This window comes from Stenotrophomonas sp. PvP093 (assembly GCF_017876915.1).
GTDB classification, from domain to species: Bacteria; Pseudomonadota; Gammaproteobacteria; order Xanthomonadales; family Xanthomonadaceae; genus Stenotrophomonas; species Stenotrophomonas muris.
Map to the genome: position 1 here is coordinate 522854 of NZ_JAGIOX010000004.1, position 23850 is coordinate 546703.

The following is a 23850-nucleotide window of genomic DNA, read 5'->3' on the forward strand; positions in this document are numbered from 1 at the left end:
TTCACCGGACAACCTGAACCTCATGGCCGGCGACCCGCTGGGCGTTCCCGTCGGTGGGCGTCACGGGGTTGCACACGGGCTGGCCCAGCTGGGGCTGTTCTGCCTGCCGGCACTGGTGCTGACCGTGCCGATCAACCTGTTGCCGTATGGTCTCCTGCTGCTGCTCAGCACCCTGCTGGCGCCGGAGCTGCTGTGGCGCGCGCGGGGCATGGCCGGCCAGCCGGTGAAAGTGCTGGTCTGGCTGATGCTGGCGGTGCTGGCGCTCGGCGTACTGTCGGTGGTGCTGTTCGAACAGGGCCTGCGTGACGTCGACAACCGTTCGCGGTTCGTGGTGATCCCATGGATCGCGCTGTGGATCTGCGCGCTGCGTCCCAGCCTGCGGTGGCTCTGGTACGGCTCGTTGGCCGGCCTGCTCGCCACCTTCGTGATGTCGCTGTGGCAGGTGCTGGGCGGCGCCCCGCGCGCGGAGCTGTTCACCAACGCCATCGTGCTGGCCGACATCGTGATGGTGTTGATGGTGCTGCTGGTGTTCTGCCGCCCGTCGCGGCGCTGGTCGCTGGTGATGCTCGGCATGGCCGCCGGCTGCGGCACCATCGTGCTGACCGGCAGCCGCGGTGTGTTCGCCGCCTTGCTGGCGCTGCTGGTGGTGCTGGCGCTGAGCCTGCGCTGGCGTACCGGTGCGGCGCGTCTGTCGGTGCTGGCCGGAATGCTGGCGATCGGTGCGACGCTGCTGCTGTCGGTACCGGAGCTGCGCCACCAGGTCCGCCTGAGCGAGCTGCACAGCGACGTGCAGCGGATGGAGCTGGGCGACAGTGATTCTTCCGCCGGTGCCCGCGTCGAGCGCCTGCAGGTGGCCTGGCAGACCTTCCTCGATCATCCGCTGGTGGGTGTTGGCATCGGTCATTTCGACAGCGCGATGCAGCGCGTGCCGGTCTGCCGGGAGAACCCGGAAGAGTTGCGCTGCCACCTGGGTCATGCCCACAACGACGTGGCCGAATGGGCGGCGACCCAGGGTGTACCGGGCCTGCTGCTGTTGCTGGCGGTGTATGGCATCCCGCTGTGGTTGTTCGTGCGCCTGCATCGCCGCAGCGGACGGGCGACCTTCCGCGGGCCGGCCGCTGCCGGCGTCATGCTGGTGATCACCTACGCGTTGTGCGGGCTGACCCAGTCGATGTTCGCGCACCAGATGACGGCCAGTTTCTACGTGACCCTGGTCGGGCTGCTGACCGGCCTGTCGATCGTCGAAGGCGCGCGCCACCGGGCGATCACCGGCGGCTCGTGATGCGTCGGCGCGCCGGGCGGGCCCCGGCGATCAGGGGTTCGGCGGGTCGGCCACGGGCTGGCCGTTGCCCAGCATCCACAGCATGATGGTCTTCTGCCGCACGTAGTTGGCGCGCACGTAGGCGTAGACCAGGCCGTGCCAGCCGTCGCGGAAGCCGCCACGGAACACGAAGCCGCGCCAGAACCGCCAGGCCGGCGCCAGCACCAGCTTGCCCAGCGTGGCCCGCTTGCCGCGTGCGAACTCGTGCTCGGCCATCATCCGCGCGTACTTCTCGGTCTTGGCCAGCTGCTGCTGCAGGGAGCGGTACGGGTAATGGACCAGGTCGCCGCGCAGGGTGCCGACGCTGCCGTCGACGCTGGCCGCCTCGTGGATCTCGCGCTTGCCGCGCCAGCCGCCGCGGCGGCGGTCGAACAGGCGCATCACCCGGTCCGGGTAGGCGTTGCCATGGCGCAGGAACCTGCCGAAGTACTCCGACAGGCGCGCGAAGCGATAGCCGGCATGGCCGGCGAAGCCACCGTCGCGGGCCCGTTCGATGGCTGCGCGCAGTTCCGGGCTGATCCGCTCATCGGCGTCCAGGCACAGCACCCAGTCGTGGCTTGCCTGCTCGACGCAGTAGGCCTTCTGGCTACGGAAGCCATCGAACGCGCGCTGCAGCACGCGGGCGCCTGCGGCCTCGGCGATGGCCAGGGTGGCATCGGTGGAGTACGAGTCCACGACGATGATCTCATCGCAGAAGGCCAGCGAGGCCAGGCAGTCGCCGATGCGGCCGGCCTCGTTGAACGCGATAATGCAGGCCGAGATGCGAGGCCGTTCGATGGGAGCGGTCGTGGAGGACATGATGGCCGGGTACCTGTTGTTTGCGACGGAGCGCTATGCGCTGCCTATTCTCGCCCCGTTGGCGCAGGCCTTGCACGCCTCCGGGCAGGAGGTGGCGGCCTGGTTCGAGGACGGCGCTGCCGCCAGCAGCCTGCCGGGCGTGCCCAACATCGGACTGAAACAGGCCCTGGCGATGCGGCCGCGTGCCGTGTTCAGCGCCGCCAACTGGGTGCCGACCTTCCTGTCCGGCGCCAAGGTACAGCTGTTCCATGGCTTCAACGTGGAGAAGCGCGACAGTGCGCGCGGCCACTTCCGGGTGCGCGGCATGTTCGACCTGTACTGCACGCAGGGGCCGGCCACCACCGCTCCGTTCCGTGAGATCGCCGCCCTGCAGGGCCACTTCGCCGTAGCCGAGACCGGCTGGCCGAAGCTCGACCCGCTGTTCCGCGACGACGGTGGCGAGAGCGCCGCGCTGCGCGCAGCGGCGGGCGGGCGCCCGGTGATCCTGTTCGGTTCGACCTTCACCGAGCGCCTGAGCGCAGCGCCCCACCTGCATGCGCAGATCGCCGCCGATATCGCTGGCGGTGAGCGCTACTGGCTGCTGACCCTGCACCCGAAGTGCCCACCGGAACTTTTCGAGCGCTACCGCGCGCTGGCCGGTGCCCATGCCCGCTTCATCGAGCCGGAGCAGGTGATGGCCGCGCAGCGCGCCGCCGATGTGCTGGTGTCGGACACCTCGTCGATCGTTTCGGAGTTCATCGTCCAGCACAAGCCGGTGGTGACCTTCCGCAACCGCGTGCCCAAGCCGCACATGATCGACTTCGACGACCCGGCGCAGCTGCCGGCGATGCTGCAGCGCGCGCTGCATCCCGACGCCGCGCTGCAGGCGGAGATCGTGCGCTACGCCGACGCCATCCATCCGTACCGCGATGGCCTGTCCAGCGAGCGGGTGATCGCCGCCACCGAGGATTTCCTGTCCGGTGAAATGGGCGTGCTGCGGCGCAAGCCCTTCGGCAGCTGGGTGCGCGACCTGCAGATCCGCAAGGACCTGGGATATTGGGGGCCGTCGCAGCGCTGATGCCTCGCCGACCCCGCTCGCGGTAGTGCCGGCCGCTGGCCGGCAACCTCGGGAATGTCCGCGGTTGCCGGCCAGCGGCCGGCACTACCGGTATTGCTTACCAGCGCAACTTGCGCCGCGCCAGCGCCGCGGCCAGCTGCTCCATCACGTGTTGCGCCTGCGCCTGCGGCAGGTGGCGCAGGGTCAACGCCACATCACCGTGCGCACCGGCCGTATCCAGCGGCAGGCTGCTGGTGCCGAGCAGCTTGTCCAGCGGTGAACGCTGCAGGCGCAGGCCCTGCACCTTGTCCAGCTCGGCCCAGCGCCACCAGCGCTTCCACCAGCCGCCGCGCACGGCCACGTAATGGGCATCCAGATACCAGCCCATGCGCGCCATCTGCCGATGTGCCACCAGCAGCGCCACCGGCAGCCAGGCCAGCACGATCAGGCCCCATGATCCCCAGCGCCAGTACGCGGCCGCTGCCAGCACCGGCACCAGCAGCAGCGCGCCCAGGCACAGCCGCCACCAGCCACGCTGCGGAATGGACTGCCATTGCGCTGGCGGCCACTGCAGTTGAGGCAACAGGTGCTGCACCAGCTGCTCGCAGCGCATTGCCGGTGCCAGCGGTGCCAGCTCGCGCAGGGCGCGGTCCTCGTCGCGCGAGGGGCCGCCGGCGGCGCTGTCGATGCGCAGCTGGCGCAGGCCGAACCAGCGATGCAGGGTGGTTTCGCGCAGCGTCCAGGCCTGGATGCGGCGACGCGCGACACTGCTGCGGGTACGGCTGAGCAGGCCGGCCGAGACGGTCAGGCGGCGATCCTGCTCGCTGAGGGTGAAGCCGTGATAGCGCAGCAGGGTCAGCACCACCGACAGCGCACGCAGCGCCAGCCAGCCCAGCAGCAAGGCTGCGGCCAGCAGCAGGAAGGCGCCGGCCACGCCGGGATGCAGGTGGCTTGCGTAGCCGAAGGCTTCCCGGCCGCCACGCTGGATGGCCGCGTCCATCACCGGCCGCGGCACGGTCTGGAACAGCACGCCGAAGGCGGCGATCGCCAATGCCCAGCCGCGGTTGGACAGCAGGCCCATGCGCACCACGTCCCAGCTCGACAGGCGCAGCAGCACCTGTTCGGTGTCGGCGTCGGTGATCGAGTGGGCGGCCACGACGTCGGCGGCCTGCGGTGCCTGCCCACGCTGGCGCACCAGTCGTTCCAGCGCCAGCGCCTGGTCCAGCTTCAGCACGCGCATTTCGGCTTCCGGACGCACGCCGCCGGCCGATTCAAGGCGCAGCTCGGCCACGCCGAACAGGCGGTGCAGCGGGTTCTGCCGCACTTCCACGTTGTGGATGCGGGCGAACGGGATCTCGCGGCGGTTGCGCGCCAGCAGTCCGCTGCGCACGGTGATCGCGTCGCTGCCGATGCGGTAGCGGTAGCTGAGGTACTGCAGCACGGAGACCAGCACCAGCGCGGCAATCGCCGACAGCGGAATCAGCTGCGCCCACATCGGGTCGCGGTCACCGCGCTGGCCGAACACCAGCAGCGCCACCAGCGGCAGGAAGTAGTGACGCAGCTGCATCAGCAGCACGAACAGCCACGACCACGGGTGCAGGCGATGGTCCTCGCCACCGGCAGGCAGCGATGCGGGCAGGGGCGGCGGCAGGCTCACAGGGCGTCGGCGTCCTGGTCGAGCTGATGGGACAGGGTGTCACGCAGGCGCTCGGCGTCGGCCTCGTCCAGGCCGCTCACGGTCACTGCGCTCATGCGGGTCCCGGCGGTGTGCACGATCAGCGTGGCCAGGCCGGCACGGCGTTCCAGCGGGCCGCGGCGCAGGTCCAGGTGCTGCACGCGCGAAATGGGGATGCGCGTTTCCAGCTGCCACATCAGGTCGCGGCGCAGGCCCAGCCCTTGGGTATCCAGCCGCCAGCGGGTGCGGGTCAAGCGCCGGTGGCCAAGCCACGCGCCGAAGACGATGCCGATCAGCAGCCCAAGGGCGGCCGTCCACAGGCCGCCGGGCAGCTGGAAGAACCACGCGGCCGCGGCCAGCGGCAGGCCCGGCACGAACAGTCCGCCGAAGGCGCCTTCCAGTGCGGCCAGGCGGGCGGCGCGCTGCGGCAGCGACTGCCAGGCATCGGCAGGCGGGGAGGTCAGGGGAACGTCGATCACGCAGGCTCCGTCAGGTGGCAGGGCGGGCGGTGGCGGCAGGGCCGCACCGCGCAGACGGTAGCAGGTCGACCGCGCTACTGGGCAGCCTGGATCAGCGCGTCCACATCCAGCATGTGGCCGGCACGATCGGCCTTGGTGCGCAGGTAGTGTTCGTTCTCGGCAGTGATCTCGCCGGTGACCGGAATGCAGTCCAGCACCTCGATGCCGGCGTTGCGCAGACGCTGTGCCTTGGTCGGGTTGTTGCTGAGCAGGGCCACGCGCGAAATGCCCAGGCCATGCAGCATCGCCACCGCACTGCCGTAGCGGCGCTCGTCGGCACCGAAGCCCAGCTGTGCATCGGCATCGATGGTGTCCAGGCCGTCGTGCTGGTAGCCGTAGGCGCGCATCTTGGCGGCGATGCCGGTGCCGCGGCCTTCCTGGTCCAGGTACAGCAGCACGCCGCCGCCCAGTTCCTTCAGCTTGCGCAGGCCGCGCCGCAGCTGGTCGCCGCAGTCGCACTTGAGTGAGCCGAACAGGTCGCCGGTCAGGCACGAGGAGTGCACGCGTACCGGCACCACCGCCGACAGGTCCGGTTCGCCGACGATGATCGCGACCTGGTCGCGCTGGGCCACGCCGCCGCGGAACACCGCGAAGGTGGTCATGCCGACGTCGCGCAGCGGTACCGGCGAACGGGCGACCAGTTCGTAATCGTGGGCGGCGTGTGCCGCGCCCTCGGCCAGGTCGCACAACGCCACTTCGGCCGCACCCGCAAAGGTCGTGTCCTCTGCATCCAGGCGCACCGCCACCATGGCCGGCAGCAGCAGGCCCAGGCGGGCCAGCTCCACCGCGCCGGCATCGAAGGCGTCGCCGGCCGTCCAGTCGTCCGGCATCGGCCCGGGCTCGCGCAGGTAGCCCAGCGAGGGCAGGGCATCGAAGGCAACCCCTGCCAGCGGCAGGCGCGCGCCTGCCGGTGCCTCCACGCCGAGCACGCGGGCGCGGGTGGCGGTCAGGAACAGGTAATGGCGCTCGCGTGCGGCAGCGGCGAAGGCAGCGAAGCTGCTGGCAGTGGCGCTGTCCAGTGCAATCACCGCCAGGCGCTGGCCCTGCCCATCGTGGAGCAGTACCGGGCGACCGGCACGCAGTTCGGCCACCGCGCGTTCGCAGCGGATCGCGGCGGGGTCGCCGAACAGGGAAGAGGCAGCAGGCATGGCGGGACCGGGGGAGGCGGACATCGCAGTCTCTATGGGGGCGCCGGCGTCGTATTCAACGTGGTGCGGCCGCCGGTCGCAGGGGCCGGATGGGCATGGGCGTGGGGGCCGTCAGTGCGGATGCTCTTCGGTCGCATACGGATCTTCCTCGCCGCTGCCCGGTGGCCGCAGCGTATAGCGCTTGTAGGTCCACTGGTACTGCGTCGGGTCGCGGCGGGCGATGCGCTCGATGCCGGCATTGAGCGCGGTGGCGGCCACCTGCGGGTCCGGATCGGCCACGGCCGGGTCGGTCGGCTCGATGTGCAGGGCGAATTCCATGTCCGGCCCGATGCGCTCGCACCAGCCATACAGCACGGTGGCGCCGGTGCGCTCGGCCAGCCGGTTGACCAGGGTCATGGTCAGCGCCTGCACGCCGAAGAACGGCACGAACACGCCATCGCCGGCCTTGGGCTGCTGGTCGGGCAGGATGCCGGTGGCGCCGCCGTCCTTGAGCACCTTGAACAGCTGGCGCACGGCCGGGCCCTCGGCGCGTACCTGCTGCACGTTCTGGCCGCCGCGCACCAGCTGCAGGAAGGCGTCGCTGGCCTCGTCTTCCGGCGGCTTGTAGACGATGGCGATCTGCCCGCGCGAGGCCAGCCACTGGTTCAGCAGCTCCCAGTTGCCGAAGTGCGGTGCGGCCACGATCACGCCCTTGCCGCTGGCCAGGGCCGCGTCGTACAGGGCTTCGCCGTGGCGCTGCTTCAGGTGCAGCCGCAGGTTGTCGGCCGGCTGCCGGCTCCACAAACGCAGGGTCTCGATGGCCTGCAGCGCAGTGGAGCGCAGCAGTTCGCGGTGCAGGCGGTCGCGTGCAGGACCGTCCAGCTCCGGGTAGGCCAGTTCGAGGTTGCGCCGGGTGACGCGGCTCTCACGGGCATTGACACGAACCCACGTCCACGCCAGGGCGTGTGCGACCCCCCGCAGCAGCGGCCAGGGCAGGCGGGCGAACAGGGTGGTGGCGCGGTAGACCAGCCGGGCTTTGCGTTGCGGATTCATCGGCGCCAGTTTAGCCAAGGGCGCTGCTATCGTGGCTGGCCCCGTTCATTGGAAGCCCACGATGCTCGTCCTGATCCAGCGTGTCAGCCAGGCCGCCGTCCATGTCGACGAGGAGGTGGTGGGGCAGATCGGCCCCGGCTTGCTGGCCCTGGTCGGCATGGAACCGGGGGATAGCGAGGCCCAGCTGCGGCGGATGGCCGAACGCCTGCTGGGTTACCGGGTGTTCGCCGACGAGGCCGGGAAGATGAACCGGTCGCTGCGCGACACCGGTGGCGGCCTGCTGCTGGTCAGCCAGTTCACCCTGGCGGCCGATACCCGTTCGGGCATGCGGCCGAGTTTCACCAGCGCCGCACCGCCGGACGAGGCTGAACGCGGGTTCAATCGATTTGTCGACATCTGCCGTGAAAATCATGCGCCAGGGGTGGAAACGGGCCGGTTTGGTGCCCATATGGTCGTCAGCCTGGTCAACGACGGTCCCGTGACCTTCCTTCTCAGGCCCTAGGCCGCCGGGACCACCGCCCGGCAGGCAGGGCCCCGGGCTGGTATAATGCTACGTTCCCTATTTCTCCCTAGCCGGTGGCGCGAGCACTACATGGCCAACGAACGTCCTGCCCAATCCGAAATCAAGCAACTGATCAGCAAGGGCCTGGAACAGGGCTACCTGACCTACGCCGAAGTCAATGACCATCTGCCGGACGACATGGTCGACCCGGAACAGATCGAAGACATCATCGGCATGATCAACGGCATGGGCATCGATGTCCATGAAGTTGCGCCGGATGTGGAAACCCTGCTTCTCAACGACGGCAACACCGGTAACCGCGAAGTCGATGACACCGCGGCCGAAGAAGCTGCCGCCGCGCTGAGCGCGCTCGACACCGAAGGTGGCCGTACCACCGACCCGGTGCGCATGTACATGCGCGAAATGGGCACGGTCGAGCTGCTGACCCGCGAAGGCGAAATCGCCATCGCCAAGCGCATCGAGGAAGGCCTTTCGCAGGTCCAGGCCGCCCTGGGCCAGTTCCCGGTTTCGGTCGAATCGCTGCTGACCGACTACGAGGCCCACAAGGAAGGCAAGAAGCGCCTGGCCGAAGTGATCGTCGGCTTCAACGACCTGGCCGACGAAGAGCCGGCGCCGCCGGCGGTCGCTGCCGATGACAGCAGCGATGCCGACGCAGAAGGCGACGAGGACGAGGACGATGACGTCGAGGGTGGCGAGGAAGAAGCCGCACCGACCGGTCCGGATCCGGAGGAAGTCGCTGCGCGCATGCAGGCGCTGAGCGATGCTTTCAATGCCTTCAAGAAGGCGGCGACCAAGGGCGACAAGAAGAACCTGCCGCGCCTGCGCGAAGAGATGTCGGCGGTGTTCGTCACTCTGAAGCTGCCGCTGCCGCTGACCGACGTGCTGACCAAGCAGCTGCGCGACACCATGGCGTCGATCAAGGCCCATGAGCGACGCGTGCTGAACCTGGCCACCGTCACCGCGCGCATGCCGCGCAAGGACTTCATCCGCTCCTGGGAAGGCAACCAGACCAACCTGGAGTGGGTGGAAGACGCACTGAAGCGCAAGCAGAAGTGGTCGTCGGCCCTGCGCGAAGTGAAGGATCAGATCATCGCCGAACAGCAGGCGACGATCGACATCGAGAAGCTGACCCAGCTGGACCTGGAAGAGCTGAAGGAAATCAGCCGTGCCATGGCCTACGGTGAAGCCAAGGCGCGCAAGGCCAAGAAGGAAATGGTCGAGGCCAACCTGCGCCTGGTGATCTCGATCGCCAAGAAGTACACCAACCGTGGCCTGCAGTTCCTCGACCTGATCCAGGAAGGCAACATCGGCCTGATGAAGGCCGTGGACAAGTTCGAGTACCGCCGCGGTTACAAGTTCTCGACCTACGCCACCTGGTGGATCCGCCAGGCGATCACCCGCTCGATTGCCGACCAGGCGCGCACCATCCGTATTCCGGTGCACATGATCGAGACGATCAACAAGTTGAACCGCATTTCCCGCCAGATGCTCCAGCAGTACGGCCGCGAGGCTACGCCGGAGGAGCTGGCCAAGGAAATGGACATGCCGGAAGACAAGATCCGCAAGGTGATGAAGATCGCCAAGGAGCCGATCTCGATGGAAACCCCGATCGGCGACGACGAGGATTCCCATCTGGGCGACTTCATCGAGGACACCAACGTGGAGTCCCCGATCGAGAACACCACCAACATCAACCTGTCTGAAACCGTGCGCGACGTGCTGGCCGGCCTCACCCCGAGGGAAGCCAAGGTGCTGCGCATGCGCTTCGGCATCGACATGAACACCGACCACACGCTGGAAGAAGTCGGCAAGCAGTTCGACGTGACCCGCGAGCGCATCCGCCAGATCGAAGCGAAGGCGCTGCGCAAGCTGCGTCACCCGAGCCGCTCGGAGCAGCTGCGCAGCTTCCTGGATATCGATTGATTTCCAGCGGCTGGTGAAGCGTTGAGAGAAACCCCGCCTGGTGCGGGGTTTTTCTTTTTTGGGCGTGCTTTCTGTAGAGCCGAGCCATGCTCGGCTGCTGTTCGCGATGACGTATTCGACGGGTCTTCTCAACGGGTGTCGGTTGCTTGCCGCACCTTGTGACGTAACTGGCCTGAGGATTCTTGAGGACTTCGCTGCGATTCGCTGCCGGGGGAAGTGGTCATTCAGCCGAAACCCCAAGTGCCTCAATGAAATGAGTAGCCGCATGTGAGTGATAAGCGCACGCAATGTCGCATTCACCAATTGAAGCCTCTAGCCTTCCTTCCACACAGTCCTCCTCAGGTGCTCAACACACCGTCGTAGGCGGACTGTCTGCCGCAACAGCAGGCAATCCAAGGTCAAACCGCAACTCTCGCCATTCCGGTGAGCCCAAGGGTTTCTGGCCGGGTGGCGCGCAGCCATACAAGACCCTGCAAGGGGAAAGCTGCGGGCGGCCCTACGACCGTGTTGAAGCACCCGGTCGCCTCTCTCAACAGGAGGCGGAAGAGGTTCGACGAATCGTAGGAGAGTGAGTATGGGGCTGACGGAGATTGACGGTGGGTGTGGCTGGGGTGGCTCGGGTACGCGTGGTTGCGACTTCCCCCCGTTGTTGGACTGGGACGATGTGCTGCGTGATGAACGCGAGGATCCACTGGGGTTCGCCCGACGAGCGACATTGGCATTGCTGACACAGTCGGGTGCCGGACTGCTTGCTGGCTTCGGCGGCGGCAACCAGATTGGGCTGGAAGAGGCCAGGAGGACGGTGGCGCTGTTCCACGCCCACTTGCGGCGACTGGAGTGGTTCGCGGAAGTGGCGGAGAAGCGATTGGGGCGCGTTGCTGAGACTCTTGATGCTACCGGGTAGCCGATCGAGCGCGGCCTCCACTACACTGTGAGGCTGCGCAGGGCCTATAGCTCAACGGTTAGAGCAGGGGACTCATAATCCCTTGGTTCCAGGTTCGAATCCTGGTGGGCCCACCATCGAATCAGGCACTTAGAATCATCCGCAGCGCCTTCTTCGTCAAGCCGGCGCGACCCGGTGACCGCTCGGTGACCGTTTACGCTCCGCTGCTGTCACAGTTGGCCGCGGGTTGCCCTGCATCTTCGGGCGTCCACTGCAGAGCGCTCCTGCGTGCGCGAATCCAACGCTGGATGTCGCTCTGGTATCAACGGCGGACGGATCTCTCCCGACCCCTCGGCTGGCGCATGAGATCAGCACTGACCCAGCGAGTGCAACTCCAGCCACAACTCTGGAGTGATGGAGCTCGCGACGTCTACTGATTTCAGACATTCGGCTAGTTGCGTGCCCTCCGAACAACCGAGCAGGACACTACTGACGAGCCTGTTTTGCAAGCACCACGCAATGGAAAGCTGGGCGCGAGATACTCCCAGAGCCTTGGAAATTCTCTCGATGCCTTTTGCAGCTTCGACCCATCGCAGGAATTGTGCCTCACCCGCATGATCCCTCAACGTCGTGAAGTCCCGGAAGGACAGTCTCGAGCCAGGCGGGATGCCCTGGTCGTAGCGACCAGCGAGTATGCCCTGCTTCAATGGCGACCAAGTGAGCAACCCCATGCCATATCGATCAATCAGGTCTGGTAGATCTTCCTCCACAGCTCTGGTAGCGACCAGGTTGTACTCAGGCTGCTCGACGGACGGGCCAATCAGATGATTGGAAAGAGCGAAATCATGCGCCTCCGCCACCAGTCCAGCAGGCCACTTCGACGTCCCCCAATGCAGCACCTTGCCCTGCACAATCAACGAGTGCATCGTCCATACGATCTCTCCAACACTCACATTTGCATCTTGTGAATGGCAAAGATAGATATCCAGGTACTCCAAGCCCAGCCGTGTCAGCGCAGCATCACACTCCTCCACCAGGTGCTTGCGGCCCAAACCGCGTTGAGTCGGCTTGAGCTGGTCGTCCGGCTTTGCCCCGTAGAATGCTTTGCTACAGATGGAGTAGGTGTCGCGCTGCCAGCCGGCATCTCTTATCGCACGCCCCAGCTCCGTCTGCGCCCCACCCCAGCCATAATTCTGGGCGGTATCAAACAGATTGATTCCTCTATGGTAAGCCTGCGATAGCAACCTGGCGCCATCCGAATTACTCAGCCGCTGACCAACACTAAGCCAGGTGCCAAGGCTGAGTACAGACACGCTCAAGCCCGTCCTTCCAAGATATCGATATTGCATGAAAGTACCGGTAAAGACGGGGTGGCCATAGGACACCCCGTCACGCAGCAAGATTAGAAGTTGAATATCTCAGGAAAAGCTAGGCGTCTCGCACTTCTGGTCATATCCGCCGCTTTTCTGGTCGAATTTGCAATACCCACCTGTATTCTGCGCATAGGTTTCGAACCCGCCACCAGCGACGGCATCGGTCTCCTGCGGCGTCAGCAGCCGCGCGACCAATTCTTCACCCTGTGACTTCTTGTCGCTTGCATTCATCGCGAACTCCCTTCTGATTGTAGATCAACAATTGACCGCACTTCCTTTGATTTCTGTCGACCGCGGTCGGGATCGACGGGTACAACAGGCATGAGCCTCGGTGAAGCGAGAGAGCAGGATTGCCAAGCAATCACCGCTCAGGTCCAGCACACTGCTTAGATGGCGAAGGTGGGCTGCATGACCTCGTCAGCCTTCAGGCGCTCCTGAATCGCTGCCTCCGGATATCCGTTCTCGATCAGAAAATCAACTACATGTGAGTAGTACTTCTTCAGTCCAGCACAATAGACGCTTGGATTATCGAACTGTCGAGTGCGGCTAAAGCGATTCTCTAGTGCGCCCCCTCCGCATATTCTCACCCACCTGCAGTTGAAACAGTCATCGGGGAGGTTTGCTCGCGCCCGATCAAGTACCACAAGGCCTGGGTCATTGACGAAGCTATAGAGCGACGAACCGAAGATTGAGTACGAACGCTGCGAGGATCGCCACTCCAATGCGGGAATCAACGAGTCATCGCAACTCACTTCGCCCGTGCTCTGGATCACCACCACATGGGTTCGTTTGTCGAATACGTCCGTGGCCGCGGCGCGTGCAGGCGCATACTCTTGAAAGTAGCGAATTACCTTCGTTACTTCCCTCACAGAGATGTCCTGGTGGCTCAGCCACTTATTGAAGAGGCCTATCAGTAGATCTCCGTACTCGTCTGGGGTCTCTCCATCGACGAATGGTTCATCATGACTCCTGTCCGGCAACAGGAACCCCATATGACGGAACTTGAGCTCCTCAACGAAGTGATCAAATGTTTCTTCAATCGGGATGTCGCGTCCAAGCACACTTAGTACGCCGATTGCACTGATCTTTCGCTCGGCCTCCAACTCGTGAAGTCGCCCAACCGTGCGCGCGATCTTCTCATGCGATCCCTTCCCCTTATGGGTTACCCGGAATCTATCGTTGTACTCAGCCGGACCATCAAGACTGATGCCAACGGAAATACTGAACTCTGAAATCAGATCTTCCCACTCGGCCGTAAGGTGATATCCATTTGTCTGTATGCCAAGACTCAACCCGCATATGGGGGTCAACGTCTCACGCAGAGCAGAAACCAGTCCCCTGAAATCGCGAGCCCTCATGAGGGTGGGCTCCCCGCCGTGGAAGACGATGTTTACATTCCTGATGCCTAGATCCTCGACGCCACGCTTGATGTAATCAGCGACGGCTGAGAATTTGTCAGGCTTCATGATCGGATCACGGCCCTTGTAGGAATCATCGCCCATGAAGAAGTAGTAACAGTAGCTGCAAGCGAGGTTGCAGCGCTCGGCGATCTTGATGATGACCTGCAGCTCATGTAGCTTCTGAATCGGGGAAGATGTGTCGCTGTTGAGTACGTCGATCATGGTCGCCCCCTTGGCGTGATTCGGGAAAGATGAAACGGCGTGTACAGGGATCTTGGGGGGGATTGGCACGACACGATCGACCGTTTCGCAGAGCTGTCGGAGTAGTCGATGCGCACTGCTCCTCCATTCCGGCAAGCAGAAATCCATGCAGATCGAGCGTCCAACACATGCTCTCTAAAATCAAACCCATCTATTGCCGCGGGTTTTCCCCCAGGCCTCAGAGAGCTGCAGGTCTTCACTTCGGGATCAAGCACAATCACCCCGCCACCGGTAAACAGGCCGTAGTTCCCTTGGCAGTCGTTGCGTGAAACCTCTCGCATCAGTTCGGCGGCAATGCGGAACTGCTGGTCCTTGCTCAAGCCGCTGATCGCTTCGCGAAGCGCGTAGCCATTCTGGGCTAGAAGTTCGATCATGGCGTTCTGCACCGACGATCGCGCACCGAATGCCTCATTGAAGTCGGTGCGTTCATTGAAACGAGACGAGGAGTTATCCTGCAGGGTACTTTTCCAGAACGTGCCCAGAGCAGCTGCTGGATCAGAATCTGTCCGGACGAGGTTGAGGAACGTGTAGACCATCCCGCAGGAGTAGGCGAGTTGATACTTGCCCTCACTGATCAGGTCGTTCAATGGTCGCTTCCTGTACTCTGCCTGGTCGATACATGACTCTGCAGCTGCGCCCACGTCGCGCGTGATCCCTTGCTCCTTGCTCCCAGTCTCCTCCGAAAGAAACAAGCTTGCTGCCATTTCTGCCCCGCCCTCGAGCAGCATCATTCTGCTTTGCTGTGGGAGTGACTCCATCATTTGCACATCTTGATTCCATTGATGAAATGCTTCATGGGCAATGAAGTGAGATAAGTCTTTTGGAAAGCCCTTTGAGGTGTCCAGGCAACCCGCACGAAGGCCAATCAGCAGCAGTCCGGGCAATGAGCTTCCGCTGAAGTGGCAGCCCTGCTGGGTATTGGCGCCCTGCTCAAGCAAGAAGATTACAGAGCTCACGCTGTGCTGCTCAGGTCCGAGGGCACGCCCATAGAACTTCTGGGCCTTCTCCAGCCAATTCTTATACTGGCTCCTGAACACCTGTGGCACGCCTTGATCGGCCAGCATCGTTGGAACGGGTACTGGCCGCCCATCGCTGAAGAATGCGTAGCCTTCGAACACCGTCACTGGAGAGCTTGCTGGGTGCTGTGAGGCTCCTGGATCGATATCGCCACATAGGCGTTCAAACTGCGGATCGTCAGGATTGATCAGAGGCTGTAGGTTGATCATGACAGTGGAGGGCGCCAACCTGATGATCAGCGGATACTTTCTTCCCTCCGGAAGCCGGCTCCTGCTGATATCCAAGGTATAGACGTGTTCGTCCGGGCGGGCGCTCTTCGACGCTTGCCACTCCTGCAGGTTGAGTTTGGGCGTACCCAGCGAGGTCACTCGCAAGGTCGCCTTTGACATGGCTGTGTCAACCTCAAGGCCGGACGCGAGGCAATCACGCTTCCCTGCCCATGCGTTTGCCGTGGGCAGAGCCAACATGAGCAAGGTTGCCAACAGCGCCCATGGCTTTGGAGCTATGGGCACCAGTCGAATGAAAGCTTTGCCGACAGTTACGCGCATATCACCCCGTCCACAGCCACTTCCTTGAATCCTCAGACTCAGCATTGCTCAGCACTCCCGGTGCTTTATCTCGAACCGTTCGTCTGCACTTTGTATTGTCTCCAGCCGATGGGCGATCACCACCCGGGTCATGCTCGACATCTTCACGGCCGCATTGACGCGCCGCTCACACTCGAGGTCCAGATGGCTGGTTGCCTCATCCAGGACCAGCAGACGGGGGCGGCGATATAGCGCTCGAGCGAGGATCACTCGCTGCTTCTGCCCTCCAGACAGGCTGGAACCCATGTCGCCTACCAGAGTTCTGTAGCCCATTGGCATCGCCTCGATATCGTCGCTCACTGCAGCGAGCGTCGCCGCCTCCCTGATGCGCTCATCGGTTGAGTCCTGATCACCAAAACTGATGTTGTCCCCGATCGTTCCGGCGAACAGCTGATCTTCCTGCATGACTGCACCGACCAGGCCTCTGAATCGTCCGTGACCCATATCATCAATTTTCTGTCCTCCAAAGATCACCTCTCCTTCGCTAGGCTTCAGTAGGCCGAGCATGATCTTGGCGAGTGTCGTCTTGCCGCTCCCTGACACTCCAGTGATGGCGATTGAACGACCCGATTCCACTTTAAAACTACAGTTTCTCAACACCCAGGGCTCTCCGTCGGAGTAGCGGAAACTGACATTCTTGAATTCGACACTCGAATCGTCCGGCACGTGGCACGAGTCGACTCCGTCGGGGCTCTCCTGTTCGCTGAGGGCGATATCGGACAACCGTTCCGCGTGCAATCTAAGCATCCTGAAATCCACCCACTTATCCGCCAAAGAAGTAGATCTATGAATAAACATGTCTGCGAAGGCGACAAATGCAACCATCATGCCAACAGAGAACTTCTCATCCATGACCAGAGAAGCAGCTATCCAGATCAGTGCGACTCTGCCCAGGCCAAAGATAAGTCCGTTGATAATTCCGAAAGAAATATTCAGTTGCTGAATTCGGATTCCGCGGTTTATTGCCTGAACCGAAGCATTGGCATAGCGTGCGCGTCGCACATTCTGCTGATTGGCCAGCTTGATCGGAAGAATTCCTCGGATGCTTTCTAGGATTTCGCCCTGCTGGCGTGCCGCATGAACAATCTGATCTTCGTTTGCCCTCCACAACGGAGCAAAGAACACCCATCGAAGCATCGTGTAAAGTAGAAATAGGCCCGCTACCAGCGCCGCCAATCCAGGGCTGTAGAAGGTCATTATCAAAAGAACGACAAGTGACATCAGCCCGTCCAACAGTGAGCCGATGAACTGGACTGTCAGCGTACTTTGGATGATCTGGACTGAGCCAAGTCGCGAGACGATGTCACCCACCTGCCGCTTCTCAAACCAAGCCAAGGGCAGCCGGAGGAGATGCCCAACCATGTTGCTCATCCATTGCGCAGATGTTGTTGCACTGATCCAGCTGAGTAGCCAGGCGCGTAGTGCCGTGATGACAACCTGGAAGACCGCAACAATTGCGAAACCAATCGCCAGCAGCGAAAGAAGATCTCTATCAGCGGATACGATGACCTGATCCATCGTCCACTGGAGATAGAATGGTCCAATGAGAATGAATGCCTCTAGCGCCAGTGCAAGCCCCAGAACTTGGAGGCAAGCCGGCACGAGTCCCTGGATGGTACCTGCCAGTCGCCGAAGTGAAATAGATGGGGATCTGTGCGCTGGACGGAAGTCGGCGCCTGGTATGAGCTCCAAAGCGACACCGGTGAACTGGCTTGACACCTCCAGAAGATCGAGCTTTCGGACACCTCGTGCCGGATCGTGAATTACAGCCGATCGAGGGCCAATCTTGCACAGCACGACGAAATGATTCATGCCCCAATGCAGGATACAGGGCAGCTTCAATCTTGATAGGTTGCCAAGATCGAGCTTCAGCGGGCGCCCCTCCATGCCGAGTGCCGTCGCCAAATGCATCATCTGCCTCAGCGTGACGCCCTTCTGGGACGATCCGAATTTCGCCCGCATTCCCAGCATATCCACATGATGACCGTGATGCCCCGCGACCATGGCTAGACAGGCCAGTCCACATTCAGCGGTCTCTGCCTGCAGAATCAATGGCGTATCGCGACGCCACCCAAAACGGAGTTCGGCCCGGACGTCCGCTCGCGAATGTCGATCGGGGCGCCTCCGCTCTGCCGATGCGGAGCCATCAGCCATTGGAGTTTTCCTCGAACACACGTCTCTGGATGCCAAAAAGCGGCTCAAACAACCATTCGATAAGGCGTCTCCGCTCTATAAGCACATCTGCTTGTAGCGCCATCCCAGGCCGGATCGACTCCTTGATCCCATATGCGGAAACGTACTGCCGGTCCAGCTCTACATCTACTCGATAGAGTGGTCCTTGATCCGCTGGCGGTAGTCGGCCAGTCAAAGCGGAATGTTCCGCTGGCGTCAGTGCGCTTCGGGAGACGATGGATACCCTTCCGTACTGCTGACCAAATTTCTGGTACGGAAATGCCTCATAGCGGAGGATGACGCGATTGCCTGGAGCGATGAATCCAATTGCACGACTAGGAATAAGGAGCTGCGCCTGCAGCTTCGCGTCGCCAGGCAGTATCGTTATCATGGGCTGACCGGCACTCACCATTTGACCGGTCTTAACAAGTAGAGCTGCGACGACACCTCCTTGTCTCGCTCTAAACAGTGTGCCGCGTTGTAGATCGTTTTGGGCCTGCGATTGAGCTACGTCGGCAAGCTCTCGCACGATTTCGTTTCGGCGAGTTGCGTCCTCTAGCGGAAGTTTCGCCAAGGACTCCTGGGCGGCAGCAAGCTGTTGCTGGAGTTCGAGCCCCTGCCGCTGCAGTTCTGCCTTCCGGGAGCGTGCGGCACGTACCACCGCTTGCTGCCGCTGAATCTCAAATGCCGAAATGTATCCACCCTTTCCCAAAGGCTCGATCCGCTCCAAGAGCGCCTGCGAGCCTTCAACTTCCTCAGCCTGCAATGCAACCTGTTCGCCGACTTGGTCCAGCTGTCGTCGTATGAGCGATTCGCGAGCAACCAGCGCCTCTCGCTGATGCCGGGTGACAGAATCCTGGGAAACGAGATCGGCCCTGTAGCGCCCCTCCTTTTCCGCAAGCTGCTCATCAATTGATGCTCGGGTTGCACCAAGTCGAACCGTGTCCTGATCGCTTGAGATCTCCATCAGGACTTCGTCTGCCTGTATGGATTGGCCATCTTCAACATGTAGTCGCGCGACTGTTCCCGGGCTAAGAGCGGTGATATTGATCAGTCCGCTAGCGGGCACCAGTTGACCCGTCACCGTTTCTCGGCGGGTGTATTGGCCTAGGACCAGGAACAGGCCCATAGCAGTCGTTAGCAGAAGGATCAGGCAAAGCCATAGCCAGCGAGAAGGTGGTCCGGCAAGCAGGGTCTCGCCGAGGCCACTATGCTGATCTTCAGGTGAAGCCTCTCTGCGAAAGAGGTTATCTGCCACGGCATACCTCGCGCCATTGATGCACAGTCGCGATGTCGCTCAGCCTCGAAATGAGGCGATGTCCGCAATCGGTTCCGGTGGCTATGCCCCCCCCCAGCCGGGCATCTGTCGCCATTGGCGTCGGGCCTAGACCAGCCCCGCTGGTCCTTGATCGCAGCGCACGCGAAAACAGGAAATGCCCCCATCGAATTTCTCCGCCACCATCCTTGTATGCAATTTCTTTATGGAAGTATTTGCATGGCGTCAACCCCTTCGGCGTGGAGCGTGGAGCGGGGTGCATCGAAGATGGTGGCAATGCTTTGATCTCACATAGTCACCCTCGGCGTTGCGGTGTACGCAGGTCAGCGCCAAGCAGGCGAAAGGCGACACAATGGTGGGGGTGCGCTTGGATCCCCTGCATCACCAGTTGACTTGGCCGCCTGAATCCAGCCGCTACGAAAACCGAAGTGAGGTTCGGGGGAGTGATGTAGGTGGGGGGATGTATCGGGCCGTCCTGACCAGTGCTGCAATCGGCATGACATGTCAGGGGCTCCCTTCCTTACTGCCATGTGGATTGCGACATGATCAATCGTGGAGACATTGCTCTCTTTCATCGCAATCAGCATCAAATTGTCGGCCTGTTTTCGGGGGCATAACTGAGACCAGTGCAGGCAATCGTGAATGATGGCGGCCTGGCCCTACCAGCGTGTCTTGGGAGTGGCGACATGTAGGATTCTCGGGATGGACGCTCCGTCATGCACGAATCCCGCGAAATGTGGGTAGTGTGAGTGCTGGTGGGCCCACCGCAGGAATGGCACTTGGGTTCCGCCCAGGTGCTCATTTTTGTGCCGCGGGCAGAATTCACGTGGGGCAGGAGCGCGGGGTTGCCAGCGGTCCAGGTGAGCCTGATCGTCAGTGTCACGGATGTCCATGGTCATACCCCTCACCTCTGCTATCACCTCCGAAACAGCGATTGGTCTCTGATGGCCGGTCTGTCTCTGAATGCAATGAAGGATGGCTCAACCACGATGGCAACGATTCACCTGGTCGAAGGGCCCGTCGGTGCGGGCAAATCCACGTTTGTTGCCGAGCTGCGAAGTCTGCACACGGCTGCAGGATTCATTCTGGACGCGTGGTTCGTACGGCTGTACAGCCCGGACCGTCCCGCCGCCAACCTGATGGAATGGTATGCCGCAAGGAAGGCGCGTTGCATGGCGCAGATATGGATCACAGCCTGCGAAGTGCTCGATACGGGTCGCGACGTTGTACTCGAGCTGGGTCTGGTGGAGAGAGCCAGCCGCGAGAGCTTCTACGCGCAGGTCAGGGAGGCGGGCTACGATCTGGCCGTGTATCTCCTGGATGCCCCACGTGACGTTCGTCGTGATCGCGTCCGCCAGCGCAATCGCGAGAAAGGCCCAACGTTTTCCATGGATGTGCCGGATGCCTTCTTTGAGTTGGCGAGCGACCATTGGGAGCCCATGGACCAAACCGAGTGCGAGATCTACGACGTCCAGGTAATCACCTGGAATCCAGGGTCTGCTTCTGGTGGATGAGGGATATCAAGGCTGCCGGGTGCTTCAGGAGCGATGCGATGGCGTGTCATCTGCCCTGCAGCCGCGATTCTGGTTCAAGGAAGGCGACAGCGGCAGCCGCTACGCGACTGCCGCTCATGTGGACGTCCTGCTGCGTGCAACTACTTCGGCATCAACACGGTGTCGATCACGTGGATCACGCCATTGGACTGGCCGACGTCGGCAATGCTGATCCCCGCCTTGCCGCCCTTCGCATCGATGACCCACAGCTTGCCGTCATGCAGTGCGACGGTGAGGGATTCACCTTCAACGGTCTTCAGCGTGGCCTTGCCGCCGTGCTTCCTGGCATCGGCCATCAGCTGCGCTGAACTGTAGTTGCCTGGCACCACGTGGTAGGTCAGGATCTTGGTCAGTTGTGCCTTGTTTTCAGGTTTCACCAGCGTATCGACCGTACCTGCGGGCAGCTTGCTGAAGGCTGCATTGGTGGGCGCGAAGACGGTGAAGGGGCCGGCGCCATTGAGGGTATCGACCAGGCCCGCTGCCTTGACCGCAGCGATCAGGGTCGTGTGGTCCTTGGAGTTGATGGCGTTCTGGACGATGGTCCTGGTGGGATACATCTCTGCTCCGCCGACCATCACGGTACTGGCGGCGAAGCTCATTGAAGTGGCTGAGACGAGTACGGCGAAGCTGACTGTGGCGGCTATCCGCTGAAGGGCTTTCACGGCGCGTTCCTCTATGGGATGCCCGCAAGGCGCGGGCATCCTACATACGCGCTGGCGCGGCCCTTGGATGCAGGCAGATGCATCAGTGCGCGTTGTCGCCTGAAACGTGGCAGCGTTGTAAAAGCCGAGTGAACGACTGCCCCCTGCCGGCGGCTACGCAGTACGAACTGCGCGCCGCTCAGCGGCGCGGATGGCGGATGTCGGATGCGCAGCCAGAAAGGCGCGCATTGCTGATGGCCTGGCGGACACCACAGCCACGGCATGACAGCACGGTTCCACCGGCAACGTGTTCCATCTCATGCTCGTCCCACACGCTCGTCGATCCGCAGGCGATGCAGGTGGCGACGATCTGCAGTGCGCGGGCCAGGTCGCCTTGCTCCCCAGCCTTGTAGGTGAGATCGGTGATCTGAAAAATGCCGGTATGACTCATGGGAATGCCGGGGGGTGCTTGTTGGCGAACGATAGGGCCAACCGGGTATCGGTCGTGTCGGTGCTGTGTTGATGGATGGTTGAAGTGCAGGCTATTCGTCGCTGCGTCGATTGAGCTCTTCAAGCCGTGCGCGGCTGACTGACTGGTGATTGCCGCAGGTTGGGCAACTGAGGGCAGCCGCACCGTCGAGATCGACAAGGCCATGGTTGGGAATGGCCCTGAACTGCCAGGAACACTTGATGCAGGAGCAATCGATTCGGGTGACCTGCAGCAGGGTGCCGTCTGCCCGCGTCACTCCCTCGACGCTGATTACGTAGAACTGTCCGATGTCACGCATGAAGATGAACGAAATTCCTGAATCCGTAGGGCGCCATCATGCTGTCTTGTGGGCCATCTGGGACAAAGGTGGCTTGGTCGAATTCTGAAGAGTTAAGAATTCGAGTGACGATGCGGAATGGTGTCGACCCATCGCCAGCATGCCGGTGTCACCGCGCGGGGTCGTCGACCACAGGCATGCTTGGCGTGCGGATGCTGATTCCGATCCCGACAGGAGATCGCATGATGCGCAGTGCTTGTACGTTCTTCGTTCTGGCTGCATCGCAATGCGTTCCGGCATTCGCGTCCGACGCTGGCGAATCACCCAGGTCAAGACGCCGGCGCCGATCATCGATGGCCTGCAGTACACGCGCGCCTTCAACGCGGCCGGACCCTCACGGCCGAGGGTTACGGTGCCATCGAGTTCCTGGATGCACAGGGCAAGGTGATCCACACGCTGGCGCCAGAGGCCGAACTTCGCCGCCAGCGCGTGCACACCTCGAATCGAGGCTTACCCGCGCCGACCGCGCCCGTCGATGCTGTAGCGCCCGGCCCCGGTGCAGGCCAGCAGCAGGAACCCACCGGCCAGCCCCAGGTTCTTCAGGAACATGATCTGCTGGGTCTGGTCGGCGAAGTTGTGGTGGAAGATGAGAGCGGTGACCAGGCTGAAGCCCACCAGCACGATCGACACCAGCCGGGTCTGGAAGCCGAGCAGGATGCACAGGCCACTGCCGATCTCGAAGGCGACCGTTGGCCACAGCAGGATGCCGGGCACGCCCATGGCTTCCATATAGGCCTGGGTGCCGCTGAGATCGCCGAGCTTGCCCAGCCCGGAGACCAGGAACAGCGCCATCAGCAGGATGCGCGCAAGCAGGTAGGCAAGCGAATGCGATGAGGTGCTCACAGGGATGTCCTCGGGGATGGCCGACGAAGGCGATCGGAGCCCACCCGCAGTGAAGCCCGTGTCTACGCGGGGGCAAGCCGCCTTGACAGGCGCCGCGCGGCAGTAGACCTTTCCAGCATGACGATCGATATTGAATCGCTCAGCCTGCGGGAGCTGGGCGCCTTGGTGGTTGCCGCTGAACAGCGGAAGCAGCTGATTTCCAACCGCCGTCCTGCCAGCGCGGTGCGGCGTATGCTGAAAGCCGCCGCGGCGGAAGCGGGATATACCCTCGAAGAACTCTTTGGCGATGAAGCCATCGAAGCGGGCGCACCCAGCCGGAAACCGGCACGGCGCAGAACCGGCAAAGTGGCCGCCAAATACCGAGACCCGGAATACAAGCGGCTGACCTGGTCCGGCCGCGGGCGCATGCCGCGTTGGCTCGCTTCCAGGATCCAGAAGGGCCACAAGGTCACCGACTTCCTGATTCCCGGGTTGGCGCGACCGACGGCGCGCAAGGGCAGCCCGATCGGCCAGCGCACGGTCTTCAAGAAGGATTGAACCTGCCACGCTGCTACCCTGCCGGGGTCTTTGAACGAAGGAGCGCGGGATGGCACACGATGCAGGCAGGACGATCACGCCCACGATGCTGTATACCGCCGCGGCCGCGGCCGTGCTGGTCAGCCTGCTGGCCTGGGCGGTGGAATGGAGCGGGATGGCCTATGTCTGCCCATATTGCCGCGTGCAGCGCACGGTCATCGGCGTGCTGGGCCTGCTGACGCTGTTCGCGCGCCCGGGCGGCATCGTGGTGCCCTGGCTGTCGTACAGCGCGGGCGCCTTCGCGTTCGTGGTGGCGGCGATGCAGCACTTCAACGGTTGGAAGCGCATTTCCGCCGGCGACTTCAGTTTCAACGAACAGTGGTACATCGATCCTTGGCTGCTGTCGGGCTGCGCGATGCTGGTCCTGGTGGCGCAGCTGATGCTGGTGCAGGCCGCCTGCCGGCGCAGGTTGCACTGACAGTGTCGTCGCTGCGGGAGAAGTGCCGGGTATGGCAAGCGCTCTCAAT

Annotated in this window: 22 protein-coding genes and 1 tRNA gene; 8 read left to right on the forward strand and 15 right to left on the reverse strand. The window is 62.8% G+C overall.

The features are described from left to right. The first annotated feature begins 22 nt into the window (after positions 1 to 22). Positions 23 to 1282, forward strand: coding sequence for an O-antigen ligase (locus tag J3A72_RS05135; protein WP_075076442.1), 1260 nt, complete (start codon positions 23 to 25; stop codon positions 1280 to 1282). A 30-nt stretch (positions 1283 to 1312) separates the two neighbouring features. Here J3A72_RS05135 and J3A72_RS05140 read toward each other — a convergent pair whose 3' ends face one another. Continuing rightward, a complete protein-coding gene (locus tag J3A72_RS05140) occupies positions 1313 to 2119 on the reverse strand; it encodes a glycosyltransferase family 2 protein (RefSeq protein ID WP_014648559.1) in 807 nt (268 codons plus the stop codon). On the opposite strand from J3A72_RS05140, the gene J3A72_RS05145 reads away from it, so the two are divergent. After that, the gene (locus J3A72_RS05145; RefSeq protein WP_032958279.1) at positions 2118 to 3176 is read left to right on the forward strand and encodes a CDP-glycerol glycerophosphotransferase family protein; all 1059 of its coding nucleotides are present in this window, start codon (positions 2118 to 2120) and stop codon (positions 3174 to 3176) included. The two genes, J3A72_RS05140 and J3A72_RS05145, sit on opposite strands and share 2 nt — an antisense overlap. Positions 3177 to 3273: 97 nt before the next feature. On the opposite strand, the gene J3A72_RS05150 is transcribed toward J3A72_RS05145, so the two are convergent. The 4 genes from J3A72_RS05150 to J3A72_RS05165 all read right to left on the reverse strand — a co-directional run bounded on the left by J3A72_RS05150 (position 3274) and on the right by J3A72_RS05165 (position 7528). Next, complete coding sequence (locus tag J3A72_RS05150; protein ID WP_075076441.1) at positions 3274 to 4812, reverse strand: PH domain-containing protein; 1539 nt, start codon at positions 4810 to 4812, stop codon at positions 3274 to 3276. After that, complete coding sequence (locus J3A72_RS05155; RefSeq protein WP_032958281.1) at positions 4809 to 5309, reverse strand: PH domain-containing protein; 501 nt, start codon at positions 5307 to 5309, stop codon at positions 4809 to 4811. The genes J3A72_RS05150 and J3A72_RS05155 overlap by 4 nt, the downstream gene beginning before the upstream one ends. Before the next feature lie 74 nt (positions 5310 to 5383). Further along, positions 5384 to 6520, reverse strand: a complete 1137-nt coding sequence (gene ribA / locus J3A72_RS05160) for a GTP cyclohydrolase II RibA (protein ID WP_075076440.1) — start codon at positions 6518 to 6520, stop codon at positions 5384 to 5386. Positions 6521 to 6607: 87 nt separating this feature from the next. Next, positions 6608 to 7528, reverse strand: a complete 921-nt coding sequence (locus J3A72_RS05165; RefSeq protein ID WP_075076439.1) for a lauroyl acyltransferase — start codon at positions 7526 to 7528, stop codon at positions 6608 to 6610. A 61-nt stretch (positions 7529 to 7589) separates the two neighbouring features. Here J3A72_RS05165 and dtd point away from each other — a divergent pair, with 61 nt between their 5' ends. The 3 genes from dtd to J3A72_RS05180 all read left to right on the forward strand — a co-directional run bounded on the left by dtd (position 7590) and on the right by J3A72_RS05180 (position 10994). Beyond that, entirely contained in the window at positions 7590 to 8030 is a 441-nt protein-coding gene (gene dtd / locus J3A72_RS05170; RefSeq protein ID WP_014648553.1) for a D-aminoacyl-tRNA deacylase, read from the forward strand. A 90-nt stretch (positions 8031 to 8120) separates the two neighbouring features. Beyond that, positions 8121 to 9974 carry an RNA polymerase sigma factor RpoD gene (rpoD, locus tag J3A72_RS05175; RefSeq protein ID WP_014648552.1) on the forward strand — a complete coding sequence of 618 codons (1854 nt, stop codon included), beginning with the start codon at positions 8121 to 8123 and terminating at the stop codon, positions 9972 to 9974. 944 nt (positions 9975 to 10918) lie between these two features. Further along, positions 10919 to 10994, forward strand: a tRNA-Ile gene (locus J3A72_RS05180). A 231-nt stretch (positions 10995 to 11225) separates the two neighbouring features. Here J3A72_RS05180 and J3A72_RS05185 read toward each other — a convergent pair. The 6 genes from J3A72_RS05185 to J3A72_RS05210 all read right to left on the reverse strand — a co-directional run bounded on the left by J3A72_RS05185 (position 11226) and on the right by J3A72_RS05210 (position 18925). Then, positions 11226 to 12170, reverse strand: coding sequence for an aldo/keto reductase family protein (locus J3A72_RS05185; RefSeq protein WP_158490976.1), 945 nt, complete (start codon positions 12168 to 12170; stop codon positions 11226 to 11228). A gap of 105 nt (positions 12171 to 12275) precedes the next feature. Further along, positions 12276 to 12461 carry a hypothetical protein gene (locus J3A72_RS05190; protein ID WP_049404788.1) on the reverse strand — a complete coding sequence of 62 codons (186 nt, stop codon included), beginning with the start codon at positions 12459 to 12461 and terminating at the stop codon, positions 12276 to 12278. Between the two features lie 155 nt (positions 12462 to 12616). Further along, positions 12617 to 13852, reverse strand: coding sequence for a radical SAM protein (locus J3A72_RS05195; RefSeq protein WP_049404786.1), 1236 nt, complete (start codon positions 13850 to 13852; stop codon positions 12617 to 12619). Then, positions 13849 to 15297: a hypothetical protein gene (locus J3A72_RS05200; protein WP_049419465.1), complete on the reverse strand. Its 1449-nt coding sequence runs from the start codon at positions 15295 to 15297 to the stop codon at positions 13849 to 13851. Before J3A72_RS05200 ends, J3A72_RS05195 begins: the two co-directional genes overlap by 4 nt. 207 nt (positions 15298 to 15504) lie before the next feature. Beyond that, entirely contained in the window at positions 15505 to 17649 is a 2145-nt protein-coding gene (locus J3A72_RS05205; protein WP_075076437.1) for a peptidase domain-containing ABC transporter, read from the reverse strand. Continuing rightward, complete coding sequence (locus tag J3A72_RS05210) at positions 17642 to 18925, reverse strand: HlyD family efflux transporter periplasmic adaptor subunit (protein ID WP_075076436.1); 1284 nt, start codon at positions 18923 to 18925, stop codon at positions 17642 to 17644. The genes J3A72_RS05205 and J3A72_RS05210 overlap by 8 nt, the downstream gene beginning before the upstream one ends. 797 nt (positions 18926 to 19722) lie before the next feature. Between J3A72_RS05210 and J3A72_RS05220 the strand changes: the two genes are divergently transcribed. Further along, complete coding sequence (locus tag J3A72_RS05220) at positions 19723 to 20457, forward strand: AAA family ATPase (protein WP_230374577.1); 735 nt, start codon at positions 19723 to 19725, stop codon at positions 20455 to 20457. A gap of 140 nt (positions 20458 to 20597) precedes the next feature. Here J3A72_RS05220 and J3A72_RS05225 read toward each other — a convergent pair whose 3' ends face one another. From J3A72_RS05225 to J3A72_RS05240, 4 genes are all read right to left on the reverse strand, one after another. Further along, positions 20598 to 21095 carry a fasciclin domain-containing protein gene (locus tag J3A72_RS05225; protein WP_230374580.1) on the reverse strand — a complete coding sequence of 166 codons (498 nt, stop codon included), beginning with the start codon at positions 21093 to 21095 and terminating at the stop codon, positions 20598 to 20600. Between the two features lie 241 nt (positions 21096 to 21336). After that, the gene (locus tag J3A72_RS05230; protein ID WP_075076433.1) at positions 21337 to 21588 is read right to left on the reverse strand and encodes a hypothetical protein; all 252 of its coding nucleotides are present in this window, start codon (positions 21586 to 21588) and stop codon (positions 21337 to 21339) included. Between the two features lie 91 nt (positions 21589 to 21679). Then, positions 21680 to 21925, reverse strand: a complete 246-nt coding sequence (locus J3A72_RS05235) for a hypothetical protein (RefSeq protein WP_014648541.1) — start codon at positions 21923 to 21925, stop codon at positions 21680 to 21682. A gap of 489 nt (positions 21926 to 22414) precedes the next feature. Then, entirely contained in the window at positions 22415 to 22807 is a 393-nt protein-coding gene (locus J3A72_RS05240) for a DoxX family protein (RefSeq protein WP_075076432.1), read from the reverse strand. Positions 22808 to 22924: 117 nt separating this feature from the next. On the opposite strand from J3A72_RS05240, the gene J3A72_RS05245 reads away from it, so the two are divergent. After that, entirely contained in the window at positions 22925 to 23344 is a 420-nt protein-coding gene (locus J3A72_RS05245) for an H-NS histone family protein (protein ID WP_075076431.1), read from the forward strand. A 49-nt stretch (positions 23345 to 23393) separates the two neighbouring features. Further along, complete coding sequence (locus tag J3A72_RS05250) at positions 23394 to 23801, forward strand: hypothetical protein (RefSeq protein ID WP_014648538.1); 408 nt, start codon at positions 23394 to 23396, stop codon at positions 23799 to 23801. The last annotated feature ends 49 nt before the right edge of the window (positions 23802 to 23850 follow it).